The organism is Blautia sp. OM07-19 (genome assembly GCF_003481595.1).
Taxonomy (GTDB): domain Bacteria; phylum Bacillota; class Clostridia; order Lachnospirales; family Lachnospiraceae; genus Blautia_A; species Blautia_A intestinihominis.
The window spans coordinates 83764-105572 of the sequence record NZ_QULA01000009.1 but is presented as its reverse complement, the minus strand read 5'-3'; the positions used below and the strand labels follow the sequence as shown (position 1 = coordinate 105572).

General features: G+C 44.1%; 20 protein-coding genes. All 20 read left to right on the top strand.

The window, feature by feature from the left end:
* Positions 1-651: 651 nt before the first annotated feature.
* The 20 genes from DXC01_RS08750 (at position 652) to DXC01_RS08650 (ending at position 21758) form a co-directional block, all read left to right on the top strand.
* On the top strand, positions 652-1599 hold the full coding sequence (locus DXC01_RS08750; RefSeq protein WP_118698730.1) for an L-lactate dehydrogenase: 948 nt from the start codon (positions 652-654) through the stop codon (positions 1597-1599).
* An 84-nt stretch (positions 1600-1683) separates the two neighbouring features.
* Positions 1684-2478 carry a CoB--CoM heterodisulfide reductase iron-sulfur subunit B family protein gene (locus tag DXC01_RS08745; protein ID WP_118698729.1) on the top strand — a complete coding sequence of 265 codons (795 nt, stop codon included), beginning with the start codon at positions 1684-1686 and terminating at the stop codon, positions 2476-2478.
* A complete protein-coding gene (locus tag DXC01_RS08740) occupies positions 2478-2879 on the top strand; it encodes a 4Fe-4S dicluster domain-containing protein (protein ID WP_118698728.1) in 402 nt (133 codons plus the stop codon). The genes DXC01_RS08745 and DXC01_RS08740 overlap by 1 nt, the downstream gene beginning before the upstream one ends.
* A 7-nt stretch (positions 2880-2886) precedes the next feature.
* Positions 2887-4875 (top strand): CoB--CoM heterodisulfide reductase iron-sulfur subunit A family protein, encoded by a 1989-nt coding sequence (locus DXC01_RS08735; protein WP_118698727.1) that lies wholly within the window; start codon positions 2887-2889, stop codon positions 4873-4875.
* Positions 4866-5309: a hydrogenase iron-sulfur subunit gene (locus DXC01_RS08730; protein ID WP_118698726.1), complete on the top strand. Its 444-nt coding sequence runs from the start codon at positions 4866-4868 to the stop codon at positions 5307-5309. Before DXC01_RS08735 ends, DXC01_RS08730 begins: the two co-directional genes overlap by 10 nt.
* Complete coding sequence (locus DXC01_RS08725; RefSeq protein ID WP_118698725.1) at positions 5297-6271, top strand: 4Fe-4S dicluster domain-containing protein; 975 nt, start codon at positions 5297-5299, stop codon at positions 6269-6271. The genes DXC01_RS08730 and DXC01_RS08725 overlap by 13 nt, the downstream gene beginning before the upstream one ends.
* Positions 6272-6274: 3 nt before the next feature.
* Positions 6275-7315: a 4Fe-4S dicluster domain-containing protein gene (locus tag DXC01_RS08720; RefSeq protein ID WP_118698724.1), complete on the top strand. Its 1041-nt coding sequence runs from the start codon at positions 6275-6277 to the stop codon at positions 7313-7315.
* Positions 7315-8169: an FAD/NAD(P)-binding protein gene (locus tag DXC01_RS08715; RefSeq protein WP_118698723.1), complete on the top strand. Its 855-nt coding sequence runs from the start codon at positions 7315-7317 to the stop codon at positions 8167-8169. Before DXC01_RS08720 ends, DXC01_RS08715 begins: the two co-directional genes overlap by 1 nt.
* Positions 8170-8207: 38 nt before the next feature.
* Positions 8208-8882, top strand: a complete 675-nt coding sequence (locus DXC01_RS08710) for a 2Fe-2S iron-sulfur cluster-binding protein (RefSeq protein ID WP_118698722.1) — start codon at positions 8208-8210, stop codon at positions 8880-8882.
* A 15-nt stretch (positions 8883-8897) separates the two neighbouring features.
* Positions 8898-10511 carry an FAD-dependent oxidoreductase gene (locus DXC01_RS08705; RefSeq protein ID WP_118698721.1) on the top strand — a complete coding sequence of 538 codons (1614 nt, stop codon included), beginning with the start codon at positions 8898-8900 and terminating at the stop codon, positions 10509-10511.
* A gap of 23 nt (positions 10512-10534) precedes the next feature.
* Positions 10535-11377 carry a fumarate hydratase gene (locus tag DXC01_RS08700; protein WP_118698720.1) on the top strand — a complete coding sequence of 281 codons (843 nt, stop codon included), beginning with the start codon at positions 10535-10537 and terminating at the stop codon, positions 11375-11377.
* Positions 11378-11379: 2 nt separating this feature from the next.
* Positions 11380-11946: a Fe-S-containing hydro-lyase gene (locus DXC01_RS08695; protein WP_118698719.1), complete on the top strand. Its 567-nt coding sequence runs from the start codon at positions 11380-11382 to the stop codon at positions 11944-11946.
* Between the two features lie 161 nt (positions 11947-12107).
* Positions 12108-12797 (top strand): YoaK family protein, encoded by a 690-nt coding sequence (locus DXC01_RS08690; RefSeq protein ID WP_118698718.1) that lies wholly within the window; start codon positions 12108-12110, stop codon positions 12795-12797.
* A 498-nt stretch (positions 12798-13295) separates the two neighbouring features.
* The gene (locus DXC01_RS08680) at positions 13296-14900 is read left to right on the top strand and encodes a YifB family Mg chelatase-like AAA ATPase (protein WP_330427648.1); all 1605 of its coding nucleotides are present in this window, start codon (positions 13296-13298) and stop codon (positions 14898-14900) included.
* Positions 14901-14935: 35 nt separating this feature from the next.
* Positions 14936-15823 (top strand): DNA-processing protein DprA, encoded by an 888-nt coding sequence (gene dprA, locus DXC01_RS08675; protein WP_118698717.1) that lies wholly within the window; start codon positions 14936-14938, stop codon positions 15821-15823.
* 69 nt (positions 15824-15892) lie between these two features.
* Positions 15893-17965, top strand: a complete 2073-nt coding sequence (gene topA / locus DXC01_RS08670; RefSeq protein ID WP_022214408.1) for a type I DNA topoisomerase — start codon at positions 15893-15895, stop codon at positions 17963-17965.
* A 130-nt stretch (positions 17966-18095) separates the two neighbouring features.
* A complete protein-coding gene (gene codY, locus DXC01_RS08665; RefSeq protein ID WP_022214409.1) occupies positions 18096-18881 on the top strand; it encodes a GTP-sensing pleiotropic transcriptional regulator CodY in 786 nt (261 codons plus the stop codon).
* 335 nt (positions 18882-19216) lie between these two features.
* Positions 19217-19501: a co-chaperone GroES gene (groES, locus tag DXC01_RS08660; RefSeq protein ID WP_118698716.1), complete on the top strand. Its 285-nt coding sequence runs from the start codon at positions 19217-19219 to the stop codon at positions 19499-19501.
* Positions 19502-19539: 38 nt separating this feature from the next.
* Positions 19540-21165 carry a chaperonin GroEL gene (groL, locus tag DXC01_RS08655; protein WP_022214411.1) on the top strand — a complete coding sequence of 542 codons (1626 nt, stop codon included), beginning with the start codon at positions 19540-19542 and terminating at the stop codon, positions 21163-21165.
* A gap of 89 nt (positions 21166-21254) precedes the next feature.
* Positions 21255-21758, top strand: a complete 504-nt coding sequence (locus DXC01_RS08650) for a DUF6106 family protein (RefSeq protein ID WP_118698715.1) — start codon at positions 21255-21257, stop codon at positions 21756-21758.
* Positions 21759-21809 lie beyond the last annotated feature (51 nt).

Genomic DNA, 21809 nt, shown 5'->3' with positions numbered 1-21809 from the left:
CTATAAGTATAAAGCAGACCGAAATGTGCTGGTGAATTTGGAGCAAAATGGACTCTGTAAGTTGTGCCGGATGCAATGCAGAGGTTGTATTGCCATCCACTACGCAGTCGAGAAGCTGAAGAACATTATAAAATTATACGCTCTTTAATTCTATTAACGCAGCAATAGATTTGGATTCTGAGAAAGCCTCTCCGATAGCTATTTTTTTCCGGAGAGACTTTTAACAAAACAATCGAAAATTATCCTGAAATTTTGTGCAATATGTAAAACCACTTGAAAATGATAAAAAAATTCAAAAATATGTTGTTAAAAGATTGTCATTGTGGTATTTTAAATGAAGCGGAGAAAACAATATTTTATGCGGAAACAAAGAGGGAAAAGTCCTTTGTTGAAAAAGTTTGTGAAAAAACACAATGTGACATGACTTAACCCAGGAAAATAGAGTGGGATTACGTCCGTGTTCCTGGGTTAGGCCATGTCGCAAGGCGGAAAATAGAGTTTAAACCGCTTTTTTTCTAAATGCGATTGTTAAAAAATAAACAAAAAACAAAGAGCATCACACAGGGAAAACTACTAAATCCCACGGAAAAAACAAACAAATTCCAGGGGAAAGACGGTATAATCCCACAAACCCCATGAAAGGAGTTTATTATGAGCAGCAAAATTACTATTATCGGAGCTGGAAGCGTTGGATCTACAATTGCCTATACACTGGCACATGATGAGATTGCTTCTGAGATTGTTCTGATTGACATCAACAAAGAAAAGGTGGAAGGAGAGGTTATGGACATTGAGCAGGGAACCTGCTTCAGAAGTCCCGTATCCCTGACCGCAGGAGATTATGCAGATGCAAAAGATTCCGACATTGTAATCATCACATCCGGAATTGCCCGTAAACCTGGGCAGACCCGAATTGAACTTACTCAGACAAATGTTAATATTCTGAAGAGCATTACTCCTCAGATTGTAAAAGAAGCTCCAAATGCAAAGTATATCATCGTAAGTAATCCGGTAGATATTATGACTTATGTATTTACCAAGATTTCCGGTCTTTCGGAGAATCAGATCATGGGATCCGGAACCATCCTTGACACAGCCAGACTTCGCTATGGACTTTCCGAGCACTTTAAAGTTGCACAGAGAAATATCCATGCTTATGTATTTGGTGAGCATGGTGACACTTCCTTTATTCCATGGACAAGTGCTTACATTTCCGGTTTGAGCACAGATGAATATTACGAAGAAATGAAAGCGTATGGCAAGGAAATAGAACCATTAGACAAAGAAGCTATGCTGGAATATGTACAGAAATCCGGCGGACAGGTTATTGCAAAGAAAGGTGCGACCTTCTATGCAGTATCTGCAACTGTTTGTCAGCTGGTTGGTCTGATTCTGGCTGCCTCTGATTCTCTTGCAACTGTATCCTCTATGCTTCATGGAGAGTATGGAATCGAAGATGTATGCCTTAGCACCCTTACTCTTGTAGGACCAAATGGAATTCAGGGAAAAGTCCAGATGCGTATGAACAATGAGGAAGTAGCACTTCTTAAGAAGAGTGCAGAAGCATTAAAAGAAGTAATCGCACAGATCGAGCTTTAATAATACCAGCAAAGATACCCCGGCTTCTTTTTTAAAAACGATAAGTCGGGTTCCACTTTGCCTGAGCAAGAAAGGAAAAGAAGCATGAAGTACAGTTATTATCCAGGATGTACCCTGAAGAATAAAGCAAAAGATCTGGATGAATATGCCAGAGCTTCTGCAAAAGCACTGGGCTTCGAAATGGAAGAGATCAAAGACTGGCAGTGCTGCGGCGGAGTATATCCCCTTGGCAGCGACGAGATTGCCACCAAGCTTTCTTCCGTCCGTGCTTTAAATGATGCAAAAGAAAAAGGACAGGATCTGATCACAGTCTGTTCAGCTTGTCATCATGTGCTTAAACGTGTGAACGATGACATGAAAAATGTGGAAGATATTTGCACAAGAGCAAACAATTATCTGAAACTGGATGCCCCGTATGAAGGAGAGACAAATGTCCTTCATTATCTGGAGGTTCTTCGTGATGAAGTAGGATTTGATGAAATCAAGAAGAAAGTTGTCAATCCGTTAAAGGGTAAAAAAATCGGTGCTTATTATGGATGCCTTCTTTTAAGACCGGGAAAGATCATGGCATTTGATAATCCGGAAAACCCGACTATCATGGAAGAGTTCATCCGTGCTCTTGGAGCAGAACCGGTTATTTATCCATACCGCAATGAGTGCTGCGGCGGTTATATTTCCCTGAAGGAAAAAGATATGGCACAGAACATGTGTGAAAAGATCATGGACAGTGCAAAAGGGTTCGAAGCAGACATGCTGATCACAGCCTGTCCTCTTTGTATGTATAATCTTAGAAAGAACGGAAATGGTGCTCTTCCTGTTTACTATTTTACAGAACTTCTTGCAGAAGCTCTTGGAGTAAAAGAGGAGGTGGCGAAGTAATGGCTTATACATATGGAAATGCCCAGAATGCAGCTGAAAGAATCAAAGAGATTTCAGGAGTAAATCCCCTGAAATGTATGAAATGCGGTAAATGCTCCGCAACCTGTCCTGCATTTAATGAGATGGATATTAAACCTCACCAGTTTGTAACTTATGTACAGAATGGCGATATAGACGCACTTGCACAGTCCAAATCCTTATGGAAATGTCTTTCCTGTTTTGCCTGTGTAGAGCGCTGCCCAAGAGATGTAAAACCAGGAAAACTGATTGATGCTGTCAGACAGCTGGTTGTCCGTGAACGAGGCCAGAACTACCTGGAGGCAGACGAGATTCCGGAACTGATCGATGAGGAAACACCTCAGCAGCTCCTGGTAAGTGCATTCAGAAGATACAGGAGGTGAGAGAAAAGTGCAGAGAATAGGTGTATTTGTATGTCATTGTGGTACCAACATTGCAGCCACAGTTGATGTAAAAAAAGTAGTGGAAATGGCGGCAAAGGAGCCAGGTGTCGTTCATGCTGAAGACTATCAGTATATGTGTTCTGAAGCTGGACAGGCAAAAATTATCAATGCCATCCATGAGAAAAATCTGACAGGAATCGTTGTATGTTCCTGTTCCCCGCGTATGCATGAAGCTACCTTCCGCAAGGCAGCAGCAAAGGCGGGATTAAACCCATATATGGTAGAGATTGCCAATATTCGTGAGCATTGCTCCTGGATCCACAAGGATATGGAGGAAGCTACCTTAAAGGCAGTGATCCTTGCAAGAGCAGCAATCGCAAAAGTAAATTTAGATGCTCCTCTTCAGCCGGGAGAGAGTCTTGTAACAAAACGTGCGCTTGTAATCGGCGGTGGTATCGCAGGAATCCAGTCTGCACTTGATATTGCAGAAGCCGGCTATGAGGTTGATATTGTTGAGAAACTTCCAAGTATTGGCGGAAGAATGTCACAGCTTGATAAGACATTCCCAACACTTGACTGTTCTGCATGTATTCTTACTCCCAAAATGGTAGAGGCTGCAGCACATGAGAAAATCAATATTTATACATATAGTGAAGTTGAAAAGGTAAGCGGATTTGTGGGTGACTTCACAGTTGATATTCGTAAGAAAGCAAGAAGTGTGGATATGAGTAAATGTACCGGCTGCGGTGTTTGCTCTGAGAAATGTCCATCTAAGAAAAATGCAAATGAATTTAACCGCGGACTGAATAACAGAAGTGCTATTTATATTCCGTTTGCCCAGGCAATTCCAAATGTTCCGGTTATTGACCGTGAGAATTGTATTAAATTCAAAACCGGAAAATGCGGTGCCTGTTCCAAGGTTTGTGCAGCAGGTGCAATCGACTATGAGCAGAAGGATGAGATTGTTACACAGAAATACGGCGCAATTGTAGTTGCAACCGGTTTCGATGTAATCCCTCTTGATAAATATGATGAGTATGCATACAGCCAGAGTAAGGATGTTATCACATCCCTTGAGCTTGAGCGTATCATGAATGCGGCAGGACCTACAAAGGGTCATCTTGAGAGACTTTCTGATGGAAAAGCTCCTAAGAATATTGTATTCGTACAGTGTGTCGGAAGTCGTTGCTCTGATGAGAGGGGAAAGAGCTACTGCTCCAAGATCTGTTGTATGTATACTGCAAAGCATGCAATGCTGATCCGCGATAAATATCCGGATACAAACGTAACCGTATTCTATATTGATGTCCGTACTCCGGGTAAGAACTTCGATGAGTTTTATAGAAGAGCTGTTGAAGATTACGGTGTTAATTATGTAAAAGGTCAGGTTGGAAAGGTTATTCCGCAGCCGGATGGAACTCTTATGGTTCAGGCTTCTGATCTCCTTGAAAACAAACAGATTCATATGGAAGCAGACATGGTAGTTCTTGCAGCGGCTATTGAGCCAAATAAGGATGTGAGAAAAATTGCAACCATGCTTACCGCAAGCATTGATACCAACAATTTCCTTACAGAGGCACATGCAAAGCTTCGTCCGGTAGAGTCTCCTACAGCTGGTATTTTCCTTTCCGGTGTATGCCAGGGACCGAAGGATATTCCGGAAACAGTAGCACAGGCTGGTGCAGCAGCAGTAAAGGCAATCGGCCTTCTTGCAAAAGATAAGCTGACAACTAATCCATGTACTGCTCATTCTGACGAGCTTCTTTGCAACGGATGCTCTCAGTGTGCAAATGTGTGTCCATATGGTGCTATTTCCTATGAGGAAAAACAGGTAAATGACCACGGAATCCGTGAAACAAGAAGAATTGCAGTAGTAAACAATGCTCTTTGCCAGGGCTGCGGTGCATGTACCGTAACCTGTCCATCAGGAGCAATGGATCTGCAGGGATTCTCCAACAGACAGATTTTAGCGGAGGTAGATGCAATATGTCGATAGAAGAAAAAGAAGAATTCAGACCCAAGATCGTGGCATTCTGCTGTAACTGGTGCAGCTACGCAGGTGCAGACCTTGCAGGAAGCAGCCGTCTTTCCTACCCGGCTGATGTAAAGATTATTCGTGTGCCATGCTCTTGCCGTGTAAATCCAATGTTCATCCTCCGTGCCTTTGAAAAGGGTGCTGACGGAGTGATCATGTGTGGCTGTCATCCGGGAGACTGTCATTACACAACAGGAAATTATTATGCAAGAAGACGTATGACCCTTCTTTTCTCCATGTTGGATTTCATTGGTGTAGAAAACGGACGTACCCGTGTAGAGTGGGTATCTGCCGCTGAAGGTGTAAAATTCTCCCAGACCATGAATGAGTTTGTGGAAAAAATTTATTCTTTGGGTAAAAACGTCAGATTGGAGGATTTAAGATGCAGGAACTGATTACCCGTGCAAAAGAACTGCTGGCTGATGGAACCGTAGTGCGTGTTCTTGGCTGGAAAGCTGGAGACCTGTCTTACAATCCGGAAGCAGCATATTTTGAAACAGCAGAAAGCCTGGATGAATTTGTTTACAATGGCTTCTGCGGACAGAACTTAAGTAAAATGATGATCGAGGCTTCCAAATTAGAGGGAAAAACCCTGGTCTGTCTGAAGCCTTGTGATACCTATAGCTTTAACCAGCTGATCAAAGAACATCGCGTGGATCGTGAAAAGGCCTATATTATTGGTGTTGGATGCAAAGGAAAGCTGAATGTGGAGAAGCTTCGAGAAATGGGAATCAAGGGAATCAAAAGTATTTCCGGAGCAGAGCTTACAGATGCCTGTGAGGAGCTTCATATTTCCACAATCTATGGTGACAAGACTGTAGCCTACAAGGAGGCAATGCTGGAGCGCTGCCATGTATGCAAGGGAAAAGAGCATATGATCTATGATGAGATCATCGGCGAGTCCAAGGATACAAAGGATGCAGACCGTTTTGCAGAAGTTGAGAAAATTGAGAAAATGAGCCCGGAAGAGCGTTTTGCATTTTTCCAGAAGGAGCTCAGTAAATGTATCCGCTGCAACGCATGCCGCAATGCATGTCCGGCCTGTAGCTGCCGTAAATGTGTGTTCGACAGCACCAAGTTTGACAGTGCCCAGAAGGCAAACGTGGATTCCTTTGAAGAAAAAATGTTCCACATTATCCGTGCATTCCACGTTGCAGGAAGATGTACAGACTGTGGCGAGTGCAGCCGTGTTTGTCCGCAGGGGATTCCGCTTCACCTGTTTAATCGTAAATTTATCAAAGATATTGATACCTTCTACGGCGAATATCAGGCAGGAGCAGATGTCCAGTCAAAAGGCCCGCTGACCAGCTTTACATTTGATGATGTAGAGCCAGGTGTAGTGGCAGAAAGGGGATAATGTATGTATAAGATTGAAAAAGAAAATCTGGAAGCATTATTCCGGAAAATCGCAGAAAGCCAGGATCTGATCATTCCGATCAAAAAGGCAGGACAGACCAACTTCGGCCTTTGGAATGAAGGAGAAGAGGCTGATCTTGATACACTGAAAACCGTAAAATCCGGTAAAGATGCCTTTTTCCCACAGAGCGAAACTCTTTATACCTGCGTTCGTGATGGAAAGAAGCTGACTGTTGAACCGGAAGAGCTTAGAAGCAGTCCTTTCGTTGTATTTGGCATGAAAGCCTGCGATGTAAAGGGTATGGAAGTGTTGGATAAGGTTTTCCTTGCAGATCCTATTGACACTTTTTATGCTGCAAGAAGAGACCATGGAACTATCGTTGCAATGGCATGCCATGAACCGGAGGAGTCCTGTTTCTGTAAGGTTTTTGGAACAGATGCAGCAGATCCTGCAGCTGATGTGGCTGTCTGGATGGTAGAAGGAACACTTTACTGGAAAGCAATCAGTGAAAAAGGTCAGGTTCTTACAGAAGCAGTTAAAGACCTTCTTACAGATGCAGATGCCTCTGATGAAGCAAAGGTTTCTGCTGAAAAAGAAGCAATCCATAATATTGTAGAACAGCTTCCATATACACATCTTTCTCTGGAAGGATGGGATGGAAATGCAACCGATGAGAAGTTTAATTCTCCTGTATGGGAGACTTTATATAAACCATGCCTGGCATGCGGAACCTGTACTTTTGTATGCCCTACCTGCCAGTGCTATGACATCAAGGATTACGACACAGGACACGGTGTAAAACGTTATCGCTGCTGGGATTCCTGTATGTATTCTGACTTCACAATGATGGCTCATGGAAATAACCGTACCAGCCAGATGCAGAGATTCCGTCAGAGATTCATGCATAAGCTTGTCTATTTCCCGGCTAACAATAATGGCATGTATTCCTGCGTGGGATGCGGCCGTTGCGTGGAAAAATGCCCGTCATCACTGAATATCGTGAAGGTGATCAAGGCTTTTGAAAAGCATGGAGGTGAAAAGTAATGAGCGAATGTACCTGTCATAAAAACTACACACTGGATACGTTGATCCCACAGGTTGGCGTGATCACAGACATTCATGAGGAGACTCCGGATGTAAAAACCTTCTGCGTAACTGCACCGGACGGAGGCAAGCTTTTCGAGCATATGCCAGGTCAGTGTGCAATGGTTTGTGCACCAGGAGTAAGTGAGGGTATGTTTTCCATTACCTCTTCTCCTACAAACAAAGAATATCAGGAATTTAGTATCAAAAGATGCGGAGATCTGACCTCTTATCTGCACAGCCTTCAGGTTGGTGATGAGATCACAGTCCGAGGACCATACGGAAACCATTTCCCGGTAGAAGATAAGCTGAAAGGCAAAAATCTTCTGTTTATTGCCGGAGGTATTGGTCTTGCACCGCTTCGTTCCGTAATTAATTACGTGCTGGACAACCGGGATGACTATGGTACTGTAGATATTCTTTACGGTTCTCGTTCTGCAGACGATCTTGTAAAATTAAAAGAGATCCAGGAAGTCTGGATGAATGCAAAAGATGTAAATGTATACCTGACCATTGACCGCGAGCAGGAAGGCTGGGACGGACATGTTGGCTTCGTACCTACATACCTGAAAGAAATCGGTTTTGATACCAATAAAGTAGCCCTTGTCTGTGGACCGCCAATCATGATCAAGTTCGTGCTTCAGGGACTGGAAGAGCTTGGATTTACAAGAACTCAGGTTTATACAACATTGGAGCTTCGTATGAAATGCGGTGTTGGTAAATGCGGACGCTGCAATATTGGATCTAAGTACGTATGTAAGGATGGTCCGGTATTCAGAATGGACGAAATTGACCAGTTACCGGATGAGTACTAAGCAAATAATTGACAATCAGAAGAAAGGAACAACCCAACATGGAAAATATGGTAAACGTATATTTCTTCGGTAAAAAATACACTGTACCTGCAGACCTGACCATTATGACAGCTATGGAATATGCAGGCTACACCTTAAAAAGAGGCTGCGGCTGCCGTCATGGATTCTGCGGTGCCTGCGCAACCATTTACAGAATCAAAGGGGATAACGAACTGAAAACCTGTCTTGCCTGTCAGACACAGGTACAGGAAGGCATGTATGTGGCAAGCATCCCATTCTTCCCTACTGACAAGAGACTTTATAATATGGAAGAGCTTCAGCCGAACCAGCAGGTAATGATGGAACTTTATCCTGAAATTTACAGCTGTATCGGATGTAATGCATGTACAAAAGCATGTACCCAGGACTTAAATGTAATGCAGTATATTGCATATGCACAGAGAGGCGAGCTTGAGAAATGCGCTGAGGAATCCTTTGACTGTGTAAGCTGCGGATGCTGTTCCGTAAGATGCCCGGCTGGTATTTCCCATCCAATGGTTGGTCTTCTGGCAAGACGTCTCACAGGTAAATACATTGCCCCGAAGAGCGAACACCTTGCAAAACGTGTGGAAGAGATTCACGAGGGTAAATATGATGACCTGATCGAGCAGATCATGCAGAAACCGATCACTGACATGCAGGAACTTTACAACAACAGAGAAATTGAGAAATAAGGAGGGCGTAAAAACATGTATGCACCATATCCAGAAAATATGATGGAATCCATCAAAAAGGTAGAGGCTACAAGAGCAGAGCGTATGGCAACAGAGCCAAAACGTCTGACCGCTGACGAGAAAGACGCTCTTCTTAAGGAATTCCATCCGGATTATAACCCAGATGCATTTGCCGAAATCAAGGTAGGACCAAACAAAGGTCAGAAAGCACCACTTGAACTGGCAGAAATGCTTCATTCCGAAAGCCGTTTGCTGAACGAAAAAATTGACCTTAACAAAATCGATTATGATGTAGATGTACTTGTAATCGGCGGCGGCGGTGCAGGCTCCTCCTGTGCCATCGAAGCCCACAATGCAGGTGCTGACGTTATGATCGTCACAAAGCTTCGTATTGGTGATGCCAACACCATGATGGCAGAGGGCGGAATCCAGGCAGCAGATAAAGAAAACGATTCTCCTGTACAGCACTATCTGGACTGCTTCGGCGGCGGACATTTTGCTGCAAAGCCTGAGCTGGTAAAGAGACTTGTAATGGAAGCTCCTGATGCCATCAAATGGCTGAATGATCTTGGCGTTGAATTTGATAAAGAAGAAGACGGAACCATGATCACAACACATGGCGGCGGTACTTCCAGAAAGAGAATGCATGCTGCAAAGGACTATTCCGGATCCGAGATCATGCGTACCATCAGAGATGAGGTTATCAACCTTGGTATTCCTGTAGTTGAGTTCACTTCTGCTGTTGAGCTTCTGAAGGACGAAAAGGGACAGGTAGCAGGTGCTGTTCTTCTCAACATGGAAACAGGAGATTACTCTGTTGCAAGAGCAAAGACTGTAGTAATCGCAACAGGTGGTGCAGGAAGAATGCATTATCAGGGATTCCCGACATCTAACCACTATGGTGCAACTGCAGATGGTCTTGTGCTTGGATACAGAGCAGGTGCTTCTCTTCTTTACCAGGATTCCATTCAGTATCATCCAACCGGTGCAATCTATCCGTCACAGATCCTTGGTGCACTGGTAACCGAGAAGGTTCGTTCCGTTGGCGCACAGCTTGTAAACGTAAACGGAGAAGCTTATATCCATCCACTTGAAACACGTGATGTAAACGCTTCTGGTGTTATCCGTGAATGTGAAGAAGGCCGTGGCGTGGAAGTTCCGGGCGGATTAAAAGGTGTATGGCTTGATACTCCAATGATCGAGATTATTGGAGGCGAAGGCACCATCGAAAAAAGAATTCCGGCTATGTTCCGTATGTACATGAACTATGGCATTGATATGCGAAAAGTGCCGATCGTGATCTATCCAACACTTCATTATCAGAATGGTGGTCTGGAAATCGACGGAGACGGATTTACAAAGGAAATTCCAAACCTTTTAGTTGCGGGAGAAGCAGCAGGCGGAATCCATGGAAGAAACAGACTGATGGGTAATTCTCTTCTGGATGTAATCGTATTTGGAAGAAATGCCGGTAAAAAAGCAGCTGCAAAATGCAAAGACGTAGAACTTGGAGAAATGAATCTGAATCACGTTTATGCATATGAAGAAGAACTGAAAGAAGCAGATGTACATACTGATAAGGTATCTCCATTACTGCTTCCGAAATACGCTCGTCACGAACAGCGATAAGAAAAAGAAGGGAGCTTACCAAAATGCGTGAAGTAGAAGTAAGCAGACTTACAGATGTCATCGAAAAACTCTGTATCGAAGCAAATGAACATCTTCCGGAAGATGTAAAATGCGCCATCAAAACATGCCGTGCATGCGAAGACGGAGAAATCGCCAAGGGCGTCCTTGACAATATTATTGAGAACTTTGATATTGCCGATAAGGAGAATGTGCCGATCTGCCAGGATACCGGAATGGCATGTGTATTTCTGGAAATCGGACAGGATGTACACTTTGTAGGCGGAGATTTCACTGATGCCATCAATGAAGGGGTACGTCGTGGATACGACAAAGGATATTTAAGAAAATCTGTAGTAAGGGATCCTGTACGTCGCGGAAATACAGGAGATAACACACCGGCTATGATCTATACAGAGATCGTTCCGGGAGATCAGGTTAAGATCACAGTAGGTCCAAAAGGCTTCGGAAGTGAGAATATGAGTATGATCCGTATGTTTAAGCCGTCTGCAGGACTTCAGGGAATCAAGGATTTCATTTTGGAAGTAGTAGAGACAGCTGGTCCTAATCCATGTCCTCCTATGGTAGTCGGAGTCGGAATCGGCGGAACCTTTGACAAATGTGCTCTTCTTGCAAAGAAAGCACTGATGCGTCCTCTGGATTCCCACAACCCAGATCCATTTTACGCAGATCTTGAGAACGAAATGCTTGAGAAGGTGAATAAGCTTGGAATCGGACCTCAGGGCTTTGGCGGAAAGACCACTGCCATCGGTCTGAATATTGAAACAATGCCTACACACATTGCGGGAATGCCGTGTGCAGTTAATATCAACTGTCATGTAACCCGTCACAAAACGGAGGTGATCTGATCATGGAAAAAAGAAAAATTACACTGCCCCTGACAAAAGAACTGGCAAAGACTCTTCATGCAGGAGATCAGGTTCTTCTTACAGGAACTATCTACACCTCCCGTGATGCAGGTCATAAGCGTATGTGTGAAGCTCTTGCAAGGGGAGAGAAGCTCCCGTTTGACCCAACAGATGCAACAATCTATTATGTAGGACCGACTCCTGCAAAACCAGGAGCAGTAATCGGTTCCGCAGGGCCTACAACCAGCGGACGTATGGATGCCTATGCACCGACTATGATGTCAGTAGGAGCACGCGGTATGATCGGAAAAGGAGCACGCCTTCCAGAAGTTGTAGAAGCCATGAAGAAATATGACGGCGTTTACTTCGGAGCGATCGGCGGTGCCGGAGCTCTTCTTGCCAAATGTATCAAGAAAGCTGAGCTGATTGCATATGAGGATCTTGGCGCGGAAGCACTTCGTAAGCTTTATGTAGAGGATATGCCGCTTGTTGTTATTATTGACAGCGAGGGAAATAACCTTTATGAAGAAGGACGTAAGGAATATCTGAAAGAGCATAAACCAGAGTAATCATCGGTGTTTTAAATTTGACATATAAGAACGATATAGCCTGTATATCAAATTGAGTGTTTACAGGATTTATAGTTTATAGCTTTGAAGGTGCAGCGGACTTGACAGAGTTAAAATCGCATATGCAGAACAAAGACGAAAGACAAAGGAAGGAACTTGCTATGGACCATCATAAGAAGGTACAGACCTCAGAAGCTTTCATAAACAGTGCATTTCTTGCAGTGTCAGGAGGATTTCAGGATGCCTATACCTACTTCACACGCGACGGCGTTTTTTCCAACGCTCAGACCGGAAACGTGGTACTGATGAGTGAGCGGTTTATGAACGGCGAAGTGAAAGCAGGATTACATTATCTGGTTCCTCTGACCGCATTTTTCCTTGGAGTACTGCTGGCAGAGCGTATTCAGAATAAATTTCGCTATGCCAGACGCTTTCACTGGCGCCAGGGAATCCTTCTGGTAGAAATTATCCTGTTGTTCTTGGTAGGCTTTGTACCGGGAAATATGAATGTACTGGCTACTACCATGGTATCCTTCTCCTGTGCCCTGCAGGTACAGACCTTCCGAAAGGTAGAGGGAAACTCTTATGCCAGTACCATGTGTATCGGAAATCTTAGAAGCGGTACAGCAGCTTTTTCAGCTTATATACGCGAAAAAAAGTCGTGTCTGCTTCACCAGGCACTGTGCTATTATGCCATTATCTTTCTGTTTGCCATAGGAGCAGGAATCGGAGGACGACTCTCTGTGGCATACGGTGAAAAAGCTATCTGGGTATCCAGTATTTTGCTTCTTATCAGCTTTCTGATTATGTTTATTGAGGAGATTGAAGAAGCAGAGCATCATTGGCAATAAAAATATATATCAGCAGATATTAAAAACGGAATCTCTGAAAAGGGATTCCGTTTTTTTGTTGGCTCTGCAAAAATACAGATATGGATTTATTTGATTGGTGTCTTGTTGTCCATGCGTCCTACAAGGTAATCGATTGTAGTATCATAATAATCTGCAAGCCGGATGAGCATTTCGATTGGGAATGTGAAATATGCAGTTGAGCTTTGGCTGACAATAGATTATAATAAGATCAGAGCAAAAATCTTTCTTTAAAAGCCTGCATATAAAAGGCAGGTTTTTCTTTTTTTCTGAAAATCTTATTATATTCCAGCAAAATATTATAACAGAAACAATTCTGCAAAGTACGAAAGACAGAATTGTTGAAGAAAACACTAACATATGTTGAAGAAAACAGTTCAGTAACTGTTCACAGGTAATATTCCGCGAGGTGTTTTGACATGAATATGGCAAAATCCCGAGACATACGGGGTAAAATGCCATCACCGAAGGTGATTTGGAATGCATTTTGACCAAGTTACTGTGAACGGAGTGAACAGTAACGAATATCAGGCAGATCGGGGGCCGGAAGAAGAAAGGAGAAAAATGTTTGCAAGTGTACTATCAGCAGCAATTTTGGGAATGGAGGTACATCCCATTCAGGTGGAGGCAGATGTCAGTGATGGGCTGCCTTCCTTTACTATGGTCGGCTTTCCTTCAGCGCAGGTAAAAGAAGCACAGGATAGGGTAAGAACAGCACTGAAAAATAATGGGATTGCGCTTCCGCCAAAGAGGATCACTGTCAATTTTGCTCCGGCAGATATCAAAAAGGAAGGAGCAGGCTTTGATCTTCCGCTTGCGGCGGCGGTTCTTGCTGCCTCAGGGATATTAAGACCGGAACAGCTTACGGCAGTCATGATGGCCGGAGAAATCAGCCTGAATGGAAACATTCATGCAATCTCAGGAATTCTGCCAATGATAATACGGGCAAGGGAAGAAAAGTGTCGTTTCTGCGTTGTCCCGGCAGAAAATCTGAAAGAGGCAAGACTGATTCCGGATATGAAAGTGATCGGTGTGAGAAATCTCAATGAAATGATTCAATATCTGAGAGATCCGGAAGACTATTGTATGGAGGATATCGAAAGTACAGTGGAAGAAAATACGGAAAAAACAGATTTCTGTGAGATCAAAGGGCAGGAAAGTCTTCGAAGAGCGGTAGAGATTGCAGTCAGTGGATTTCACAATCTGCTTATGATCGGACCACCGGGAGCAGGAAAAACCATGATAGCAAAAAGAATACCCGGGATCATGCCGTCACTGAGTTTTGAGGAAGGACTGGAACTGACCAAAATCTACAGTATCGCGGGGCTTTTGTCTCCGGGTGATCCTCTTGTGAGAAAACGGCCATTTCGAAGTCCACATCATACCTGTTCTGCACAGGCATTGGCCGGCGGCGGACGAAATCCCAGACCGGGAGAGGTCACGCTGGCACACAGAGGCGTGCTTTTTCTTGATGAGATGCCGGAGTTTTCAAGGCGGAGCCTGGAGATTTTGCGACAGCCTCTGGAAGATAAAGTGATCCGAATCTCAAGAGTATATGGAACCTATGATTTTCCGGCAGATTTTATTTTGTGTGCGGCAATGAATCCCTGTCCCTGCGGGCATTATCCTGATATGAATCGCTGTCATTGCACCCCGGCACAGGTTTCACAGTATCTTGGAAGGATCAGCCAGCCACTGCTTGACAGACTGGATCTCTGTGCGGATGTGACACCGGTATCTTTTGAAGGGCTGAGCAGCAGCCGGATCGGAGAATCGACGAATAAGATTCAGGAACGTGTTACACGGGTCCAGGAAATACAGAGAAGCCGATACAGGAATGAAGGAATCCAGTTCAATGGAGAACTCAAAGGAAGCCAGATAGAACGATTCTGTAAACTGGACGCCCAGGGAAGGGGTCTTCTTAAGATGGCATTTGAGCATATGCCATTCAGTGCACGGGCATATCACCGTATTCTGAAGGTGGCAAGAACAATTGCAGATATGGATGATTCAGGAACTATACAGAAGCATCATATAGGGGAGGCGCTTTCCTATCGTGCGTTTGACAAAAAATACTGGAACTAAAGTGTCATAAAACAGGAAAGAATGAGGTATTTTATATGGAAGAAAAACCAGAAGAAAAAATCCTCCGGATTAGTTCTAAAAGTGCAGAATATCCGGAAAAATTAAATAATTACCCCAAAATGCCGGAAATACTTTTTGTAAAAGGAAGACTGCCCGACAGGAAAAAACCAAGTATAGCAATCGTTGGAGCACGGGCGTGCAGCACATACGGAAGAATCCAGGCATTTCGATATGCAAAGGTCCTCAGCAGCGCAGGAGTGCAGATCATCAGCGGCATGGCCTACGGGATTGATGCAGAAGCACACAAGGGAGCACTGGAGGGAGGAACAGCAACCTACGCAGTTCTTGCAGGTGGTGTGGATATCTGTTATCCGGCGGGAAATAAAGCCCTGTATGAACGTATCCTGAGGGAAGGAGGAGGAATCATAAGTGAACAGCCTCCGGGTATGAGAGCAAGAAATTATTTTTTTCCGGCAAGGAACCGAATCATAAGTGGACTTGCGGATATGGTGCTCATCGTAGAGGCAAGAGAAAAAAGTGGTTCGCTTATCACAGCACAGTGGGCATTGGATCAGGGAAAAACAGTTTATGCGATTCCGGGACCTGTAAATGAGGAACTGAGTATAGGATGCCACAAACTGATATATGATGGGGCAGGAATCGCGTACAGTCCGGAAATTCTTCTCAGAGAACTGGGGATGAATTATGAAAATAAGGTAAAATCCGACTCAAAAAATGACTTAGGACTTGCAAGCGATTTGAAATTGGTGTATAGTTGTCTCGATTTACGACCAAAATCTACGGATTTTTTAATTCAGAAAACAGGCCTTCCGCCGAGGCAGGTCGGAAGCCTTTTGCTGGAGTTAAAGCTGTCAGGTCTGATCCGGGAGATCGGCAGACATTATTATATAAAAGAGACTTAAAACCGACATAAGACGTCGACTCTTGAAGCAACAGATCCCGGAGAGTTTAGCAAAAGTAGGAGAGGTAGCATGGCGAAATATCTGGTGATAGTAGAATCACCTGCAAAAGTAAAAACCATAAAAAAATTTCTTGGAAGTAATTATGATGTACAGGCATCAAACGGACATGTGAGGGATTTCCCGAAGAGTCAGTTCGGAATCGATGTGGATAACGATTTTGAGCCGAAATATATTACGATCCGTGGGAAAGGAGAGCTCCTTGCGGGACTTCGTAAGGCTGCAAAAAAAGCAGACAAGATTTATCTCGCAACTGACCCTGACCGTGAAGGAGAGGCGATTTCCTGGCATCTGATGCAGGCGTTGAAGGAAGATCCGGCCAAGATGCGCAGGATTTCTTTCAATGAGATCACCAAGACGGCCGTGAAGAATTCTATCAAGCAGCCAAGGGATCTGGATATGAACCTGGTAGATGCACAGCAGGCGAGAAGAATGCTGGACAGAATGGTAGGATATACCATCAGCCCGCTTCTCTGGGTCAAGGTCAAGAGAGGCTTAAGTGCAGGTCGTGTGCAGTCTGTAGCACTGCGTATCATCTGTGACCGTGAGGATGAGATCAATGCATTCATTCCAGAGGAATACTGGAGCCTGGATGGTGAATTCCGTGTCAAAGGAGAGAAGAAACCTCTCAAGGCGAAATTCTACGGCACAGACAAGAAGATGCCGATTCACAATAAGAAAGAAATGGAAGAACTTCTTGCGAAACTGGAAAATGCAGAGTATGAGATCACGGAAGTCAAGAAGGGTGAGCGTATCAAGAATGCTCCGCTTCCTTTTACCACCAGTACTCTGCAGCAGGAAGCATCCAAGACACTCAATTTTTCCACACAGAAGACAATGCGTCTGGCACAGCAGTTATACGAGGGTGTTGACATCAAGGGAAGCGGCACAGTAGGTATCATCACTTATCTGCGTACCGATTCCACCCGAATCTCCCAGGAGGCAGATGCAGCCGCAAGAGAATACATCGGACAGCAGTACGGAGAAGAGTATGTATCTGTAACAGAGAAATCTGTCAAGAAAGAGCAGAAGATCCAGGATGCGCATGAGGCAATCCGACCGACCGACATCACCAGACTGCCGGCAATGATCAAGGAATCTCTTTCCAGAGACCAGTTCCGTCTGTATCAGCTGATCTGGAAACGTTTTACTGCCAGCAGAATGGCGGCAGCCAGATATGAGACAACTTCTGTAAAGATCGGAGCAGGAGAATATACTTTCACCGTTGCGGCTTCCAAGGTAGTTTTTGATGGTTTCTTATCCGTCTATACACAGGAAGAGGATAACCAGAAAGGCAATGTCCTGAGTCAGTCCCTGGAAAAAGGCATGAAACTTACTCTGGAAGAACTCAAACCGGAGCAGCATTTCACACAGCCGCCGGCACATTACACAGAGGCGTCCCTCGTCAAGGCGCTGGAGGAACAGGGCATCGGACGACCGAGTACTTATGCGCCTACGATCACAACGATCATCAGCAGACGTTACGTTTCCAAGGAACAGAAGAACCTCTATGTGACAGAACTTGGAGAGGTTGTCAACAACATCATGAAACAGGCATTCCCAAGCATCGTGGATGTGCGCTTTACGGCGATGATGGAAGGCCTTCTGGACTGCGTGGAGGCAGGCACTGTCCAGTGGAAGACGGTTGTCAGAAACTTCTACCCTGACCTCAAGAAAGACGTAGATGCAGCTGAGAAAGAACTGGAAAAAGTTGATATCCAGGATGAAGTCACAGAGGAGGTCTGTGATGTCTGCGGCAGAAATATGGTCATCAAGTACGGACCTCACGGAAGATTTCTTGCCTGTCCGGGATTCCCGGAGTGCAGAAACACCAAGCCTTATTACGAAAAGATCGGTGTTGCCTGCCCGAAATGCGGCAAGGATGTCGTCCTTAAGAAAACACAGAAGGGACGTAAGTATTACGGATGTATTGACAATCCGGAATGCGATTTTATGTCCTGGCAGAAACCGTCAGACAAGAAGTGCCCTGTCTGCGGAAGCTATATGATCGAAAAAGGAAATAAACTGGTCTGCAGTCAGGAAACCTGCGGTTATGTAGAGGCAAAAACAAAAGAAGAAGACTGAATATAAGAATTTTCTGAAAATGCAGATAAAATCGAAAAAAATATAAAAATATCTTGATTTTTCGTGGTGAAGCGTGTACTATTATCTTATAAAGATGGTTACATCGAATAAATCATTGAAGGAGGCCAAGATGAGCGTTCAGTTGTTAGATAAAACAAGAAAAATTAACAAACTTTTGCACAATAGCAGTTCCAGTAAGGTTGTGTTCAATGACATCTGTCAGGTTCTGATGGAGACTTTAAGTTCCAATATCCTGGTACTGAGCAAGAAGGGCAAAGTCTTAGGCATCAGTTTATGCCCGGGTGTGAAGGAAATAACTGAACTGATTGAGGATAACGTTGGCGGACACGTAGATGAATTGTTGAACGAGCGTTTTTTGGGAGTTTTATCAACTAAGGAAAATGTGAATCTTCAGACTTTAGGGTTTGAGCACGTTGACAGCAGCTGCCAGGGTATCATCAATCCGATCGATATTGCGGGCGAACGTCTGGGAACAGTTTTCATGTATCGTGATAATAAGCCATACGATATCGAGGATATCATTGTCAGTGAATACGGCACAACCGTAGTAGGGCTTGAAATGATGCGTGCAGTACACGAAGAGAATGCAGAAGAGGACCGTAAGCAGCAGGTTGTCAAATCAGCCTTCAACACTCTGTCATTCTCCGAACTGGAAGCGATTATCCATATCTTTGACGAGCTGGATGGCGAAGAGGGAATCCTGGTTGCGAGCAAGATTGCAGACCGTGTGGGAATCACCAGATCCGTGATCGTAAATGCGCTCCGTAAATTCGAGAGTGCAGGTGTTATCGAGTCCCGTTCTTCCGGTATGAAGGGAACCTACATCAAGGTTCTCAATGAAGTGATCTTCGACGAACTCGAAGAGATCAAAGCACAGAGAAACAAGAAAGCATGATCAGAGACTGATCAGAAATAAGAGTCTAAGAAAGCTCTTCTTCATCGGGCGTATGTCTGGTGAGAAGGAGCTTTTTTTTGCGCTGTACAGCAAGGAGGCACCGGATGCGTGTCCGCTGATCCTGTATAAAAAATTACTGAAAAACAGTAAAATAAGAAAATTAAAGAAAATCAAAGAAAAAAAGAGATAATATCTAAAAATATAGTAATTTATGACGATGAAAAGAGTTGCAGAAAATAACGGAATTAAATAATATAAGGACAGTGATTAGCACTCAAACGAAATGAGTGCTAGTAATCGAAAAGCAAGGCAACAATAAAGGAGGAAAATAGATCATGAAATTAGTACCTTTAGGCGACAGAGTTGTATTAAAACAGTTAGAAGCAGAGGAAACAACAAAATCCGGTATCGTACTTCCGGGTCAGGCACAGGAGAAACCACAGCAGGCAGAAGTTATCGCTGTAGGATCTGGCGGAGTTGTTGAAGGCAAAGAAGTTAAAATGGAAGTTAAAGTAGGAAACAAAGTTATCTACTCCAAATACGCAGGAACAGAAGTAAAACTTGACGGCGAAGAATACATCATCGTAAAACAGAATGATATTCTTGCAATCGTTGAATAATTATATTAAATCGACATTATTTTAGGAGGACAGTCATCATGGCAAAAGAAATTAAATTCGGCGCAGAAGCAAGAGCCGCACTTGAAGCTGGTGTAAACAAACTTGCAGATACAGTAAGAGTAACGATCGGACCAAAAGGAAGAAACGTAGTACTTGACAAACAGTTTGGTGCTCCGCTCATCACAAACGATGGTGTTACGATCGCAAAAGAGATCGAACTGGAAGACGGATTCGAAAACATGGGCGCACAGCTCATCAAAGAAGTTGCATCCAAGACAAATGATGTAGCTGGTGATGGTACTACAACAGCAACTGTTCTTGCTCAGGCAATGGTTCACGAAGGAATGAAGAACCTGGCAGCAGGCGCTAACCCGATCATCCTCAGAAAAGGAATGAAAAAAGCTACTGACACAGCAGTAGAAGCTATCAAAGAAATGAGCCAGAAGATCAGCGGCAAAGCACAGATCGCAAACGTTGCTGCAATCTCTGCAAGTGATGAAGAAGTTGGTCAGCTCGTTGCAGACGCAATGGAAAAAGTTTCCAACGACGGTGTTATCACAGTAGAAGAATCCAAGACCATGCATACAGAACTTGACCTGGTAGAAGGTATGCAGTTTGACCGTGGATATATTTCCGCATACATGTCCACAGACATGGAAAAAATGGAAGCAAATCTGGAAGATCCATACATCCTGATCACTGACAAGAAGATCAGCAACATTCAGGAGATCCTTCCGTTACTGGAGCAGGTTGTTCAGGCAGGTGCCAAACTTCTCATCATCGCTGAGGATGTGGAGGGTGAAGCTCTGACAACTCTGATCGTAAACAAATTAAGAGGAACCTTCCAGGTAGTAGCTGTCAAAGCTCCTGGATATGGTGACAGAAGAAAAGAAATGCTTCAGGATATCGCTATCCTGACAGGCGGACAGGTAATCTCTGATGAACTTGGACTGGACCTCAAAGAAGCTACCATGCAGCAGCTTGGACGTGCAAAATCTGTCAAAGTTGCAAAAGAAAACACAGTTATCGTTGACGGACTTGGAGACAAGAAAGCAATCGAAGACCGTGTTGCACAGATCCGTGGACAGATCGAAGAGACAAAATCCGAATTCGATAAAGAAAAATTACAGGAAAGACTTGCAAAACTGGCAGGCGGCGTAGCTGTTATCCGTGTTGGTGCTGCAACTGAAACTGAAATGAAAGAAGCAAAACTTCGTCTGGAAGATGCTCTTGCAGCTACAAGAGCAGCAGTAGAAGAAGGAATCATCGCAGGCGGTGGATCTGCTTACATCCATGCTTCCAAGAAAGTTGCTGAACTGGTTGCAACTCTGGAAGGTGATGAGAAGACAGGTGCAAATGTTATCCTCAAATCTCTGGAAGCTCCGTTATTCCACATTTCTGCAAATGCAGGACTGGAAGGTTCTGTCATCATCAACAAAGTAAGAGAATCTGAGCCAGGAATCGGATTTGATGCCCTGAACGAGAGATATGTAGACATGGTAGGAGCAGGTATCCTTGACCCGGTTAAGGTTACAAGAAGTGCCCTTCAGAACGCTACAAGTGTTGCATCCACTCTGCTTACAACAGAATCCGTAGTTGCAACGATCAAAGAAGATACTCCGGCTATGCCGGCAGGCGCACCAGGAATGGGCGGAATGATGTAATTAAAGTTTTCTAAATATCAGACCAGCGTCATAGACGCTGGTCTTCTTTTATGATAGAATAATGAAAAACAAAAGAAAGGAAAACAGAGATGAGTGATTTATATTCTGAATTTCTGGTAAAGAAAGAGCCGACATCCAAAGACGCCATAACAAAATATGGCCTGATCGGTCTGACCGTGCTTGCCGCTGTAGCAGGACTTTTATTCAATTTCCTGTTCCTTCTGGCAGCAGTTGTGCTTGGAATCGCATGCTACTTTATCGTGCCGAAGACAGACCTCGAATACGAGTATCTTTTTGTAAACGGAGAGATGGACATTGACATGGTCATGGCGAAATCCAAACGTAAGAAGGCCAAGACAGTGAACATCAAGGAGGCTGACCTTGTAGCCCCTCTGGATTCACACCGCCTGGATTATTACAACAGCAACAGTAAGATGAAGACACTGGACTATTCTTCCGGAAATCCATCCCATAAGCGTTTTGCGATCATCACCAGGGACAAGGGCGAGAACTGCAAGATCATTATCGAACCGGATGAAACGATGCAGCAGGCTATCAAAAATTCAGCCCCGAGCAAAGTTTTTTTGGATTGACACTGTAAATTATTTTTGTTAAACTATGGAACAAATTCAAAATAACATAAT

Bases quoted from the DNA above. Each gene is read 5' to 3' on its own strand.
- DXC01_RS08750 (WP_118698730.1), top strand. From the start codon at position 652: ATGAGCAGCAAAATTACTATTATCGGAGCTGGAAGCGTTGGATCTACA.
- DXC01_RS08745 (WP_118698729.1), top strand. From the start codon at position 1,684: ATGAAGTACAGTTATTATCCAGGATGTACCCTGAAGAATAAAGCAAAA.
- DXC01_RS08740 (WP_118698728.1), top strand. From the start codon at position 2,478: ATGGCTTATACATATGGAAATGCCCAGAATGCAGCTGAAAGAATCAAA.
- DXC01_RS08730 (WP_118698726.1), top strand. From the start codon at position 4,866: ATGTCGATAGAAGAAAAAGAAGAATTCAGACCCAAGATCGTGGCATTC.
- DXC01_RS08725 (WP_118698725.1), top strand. From the start codon at position 5,297: ATGCAGGAACTGATTACCCGTGCAAAAGAACTGCTGGCTGATGGAACC.
- DXC01_RS08720 (WP_118698724.1), top strand. From the start codon at position 6,275: ATGTATAAGATTGAAAAAGAAAATCTGGAAGCATTATTCCGGAAAATC.
- DXC01_RS08715 (WP_118698723.1), top strand. From the start codon at position 7,315: ATGAGCGAATGTACCTGTCATAAAAACTACACACTGGATACGTTGATC.
- DXC01_RS08710 (WP_118698722.1), top strand. From the start codon at position 8,208: ATGGAAAATATGGTAAACGTATATTTCTTCGGTAAAAAATACACTGTA.
- DXC01_RS08705 (WP_118698721.1), top strand. From the start codon at position 8,898: ATGTATGCACCATATCCAGAAAATATGATGGAATCCATCAAAAAGGTA.
- DXC01_RS08700 (WP_118698720.1), top strand. From the start codon at position 10,535: ATGCGTGAAGTAGAAGTAAGCAGACTTACAGATGTCATCGAAAAACTC.
- DXC01_RS08695 (WP_118698719.1), top strand. From the start codon at position 11,380: ATGGAAAAAAGAAAAATTACACTGCCCCTGACAAAAGAACTGGCAAAG.
- DXC01_RS08690 (WP_118698718.1), top strand. From the start codon at position 12,108: ATGGACCATCATAAGAAGGTACAGACCTCAGAAGCTTTCATAAACAGT.
- DXC01_RS08680 (WP_330427648.1), top strand. From the start codon at position 13,296: ATGCATTTTGACCAAGTTACTGTGAACGGAGTGAACAGTAACGAATAT.
- dprA (WP_118698717.1), top strand. From the start codon at position 14,936: ATGGAAGAAAAACCAGAAGAAAAAATCCTCCGGATTAGTTCTAAAAGT.
- topA (WP_022214408.1), top strand. From the start codon at position 15,893: ATGGCGAAATATCTGGTGATAGTAGAATCACCTGCAAAAGTAAAAACC.
- codY (WP_022214409.1), top strand. From the start codon at position 18,096: ATGAGCGTTCAGTTGTTAGATAAAACAAGAAAAATTAACAAACTTTTG.
- groES (WP_118698716.1), top strand. From the start codon at position 19,217: ATGAAATTAGTACCTTTAGGCGACAGAGTTGTATTAAAACAGTTAGAA.
- groL (WP_022214411.1), top strand. From the start codon at position 19,540: ATGGCAAAAGAAATTAAATTCGGCGCAGAAGCAAGAGCCGCACTTGAA.
- DXC01_RS08650 (WP_118698715.1), top strand. From the start codon at position 21,255: ATGAGTGATTTATATTCTGAATTTCTGGTAAAGAAAGAGCCGACATCC.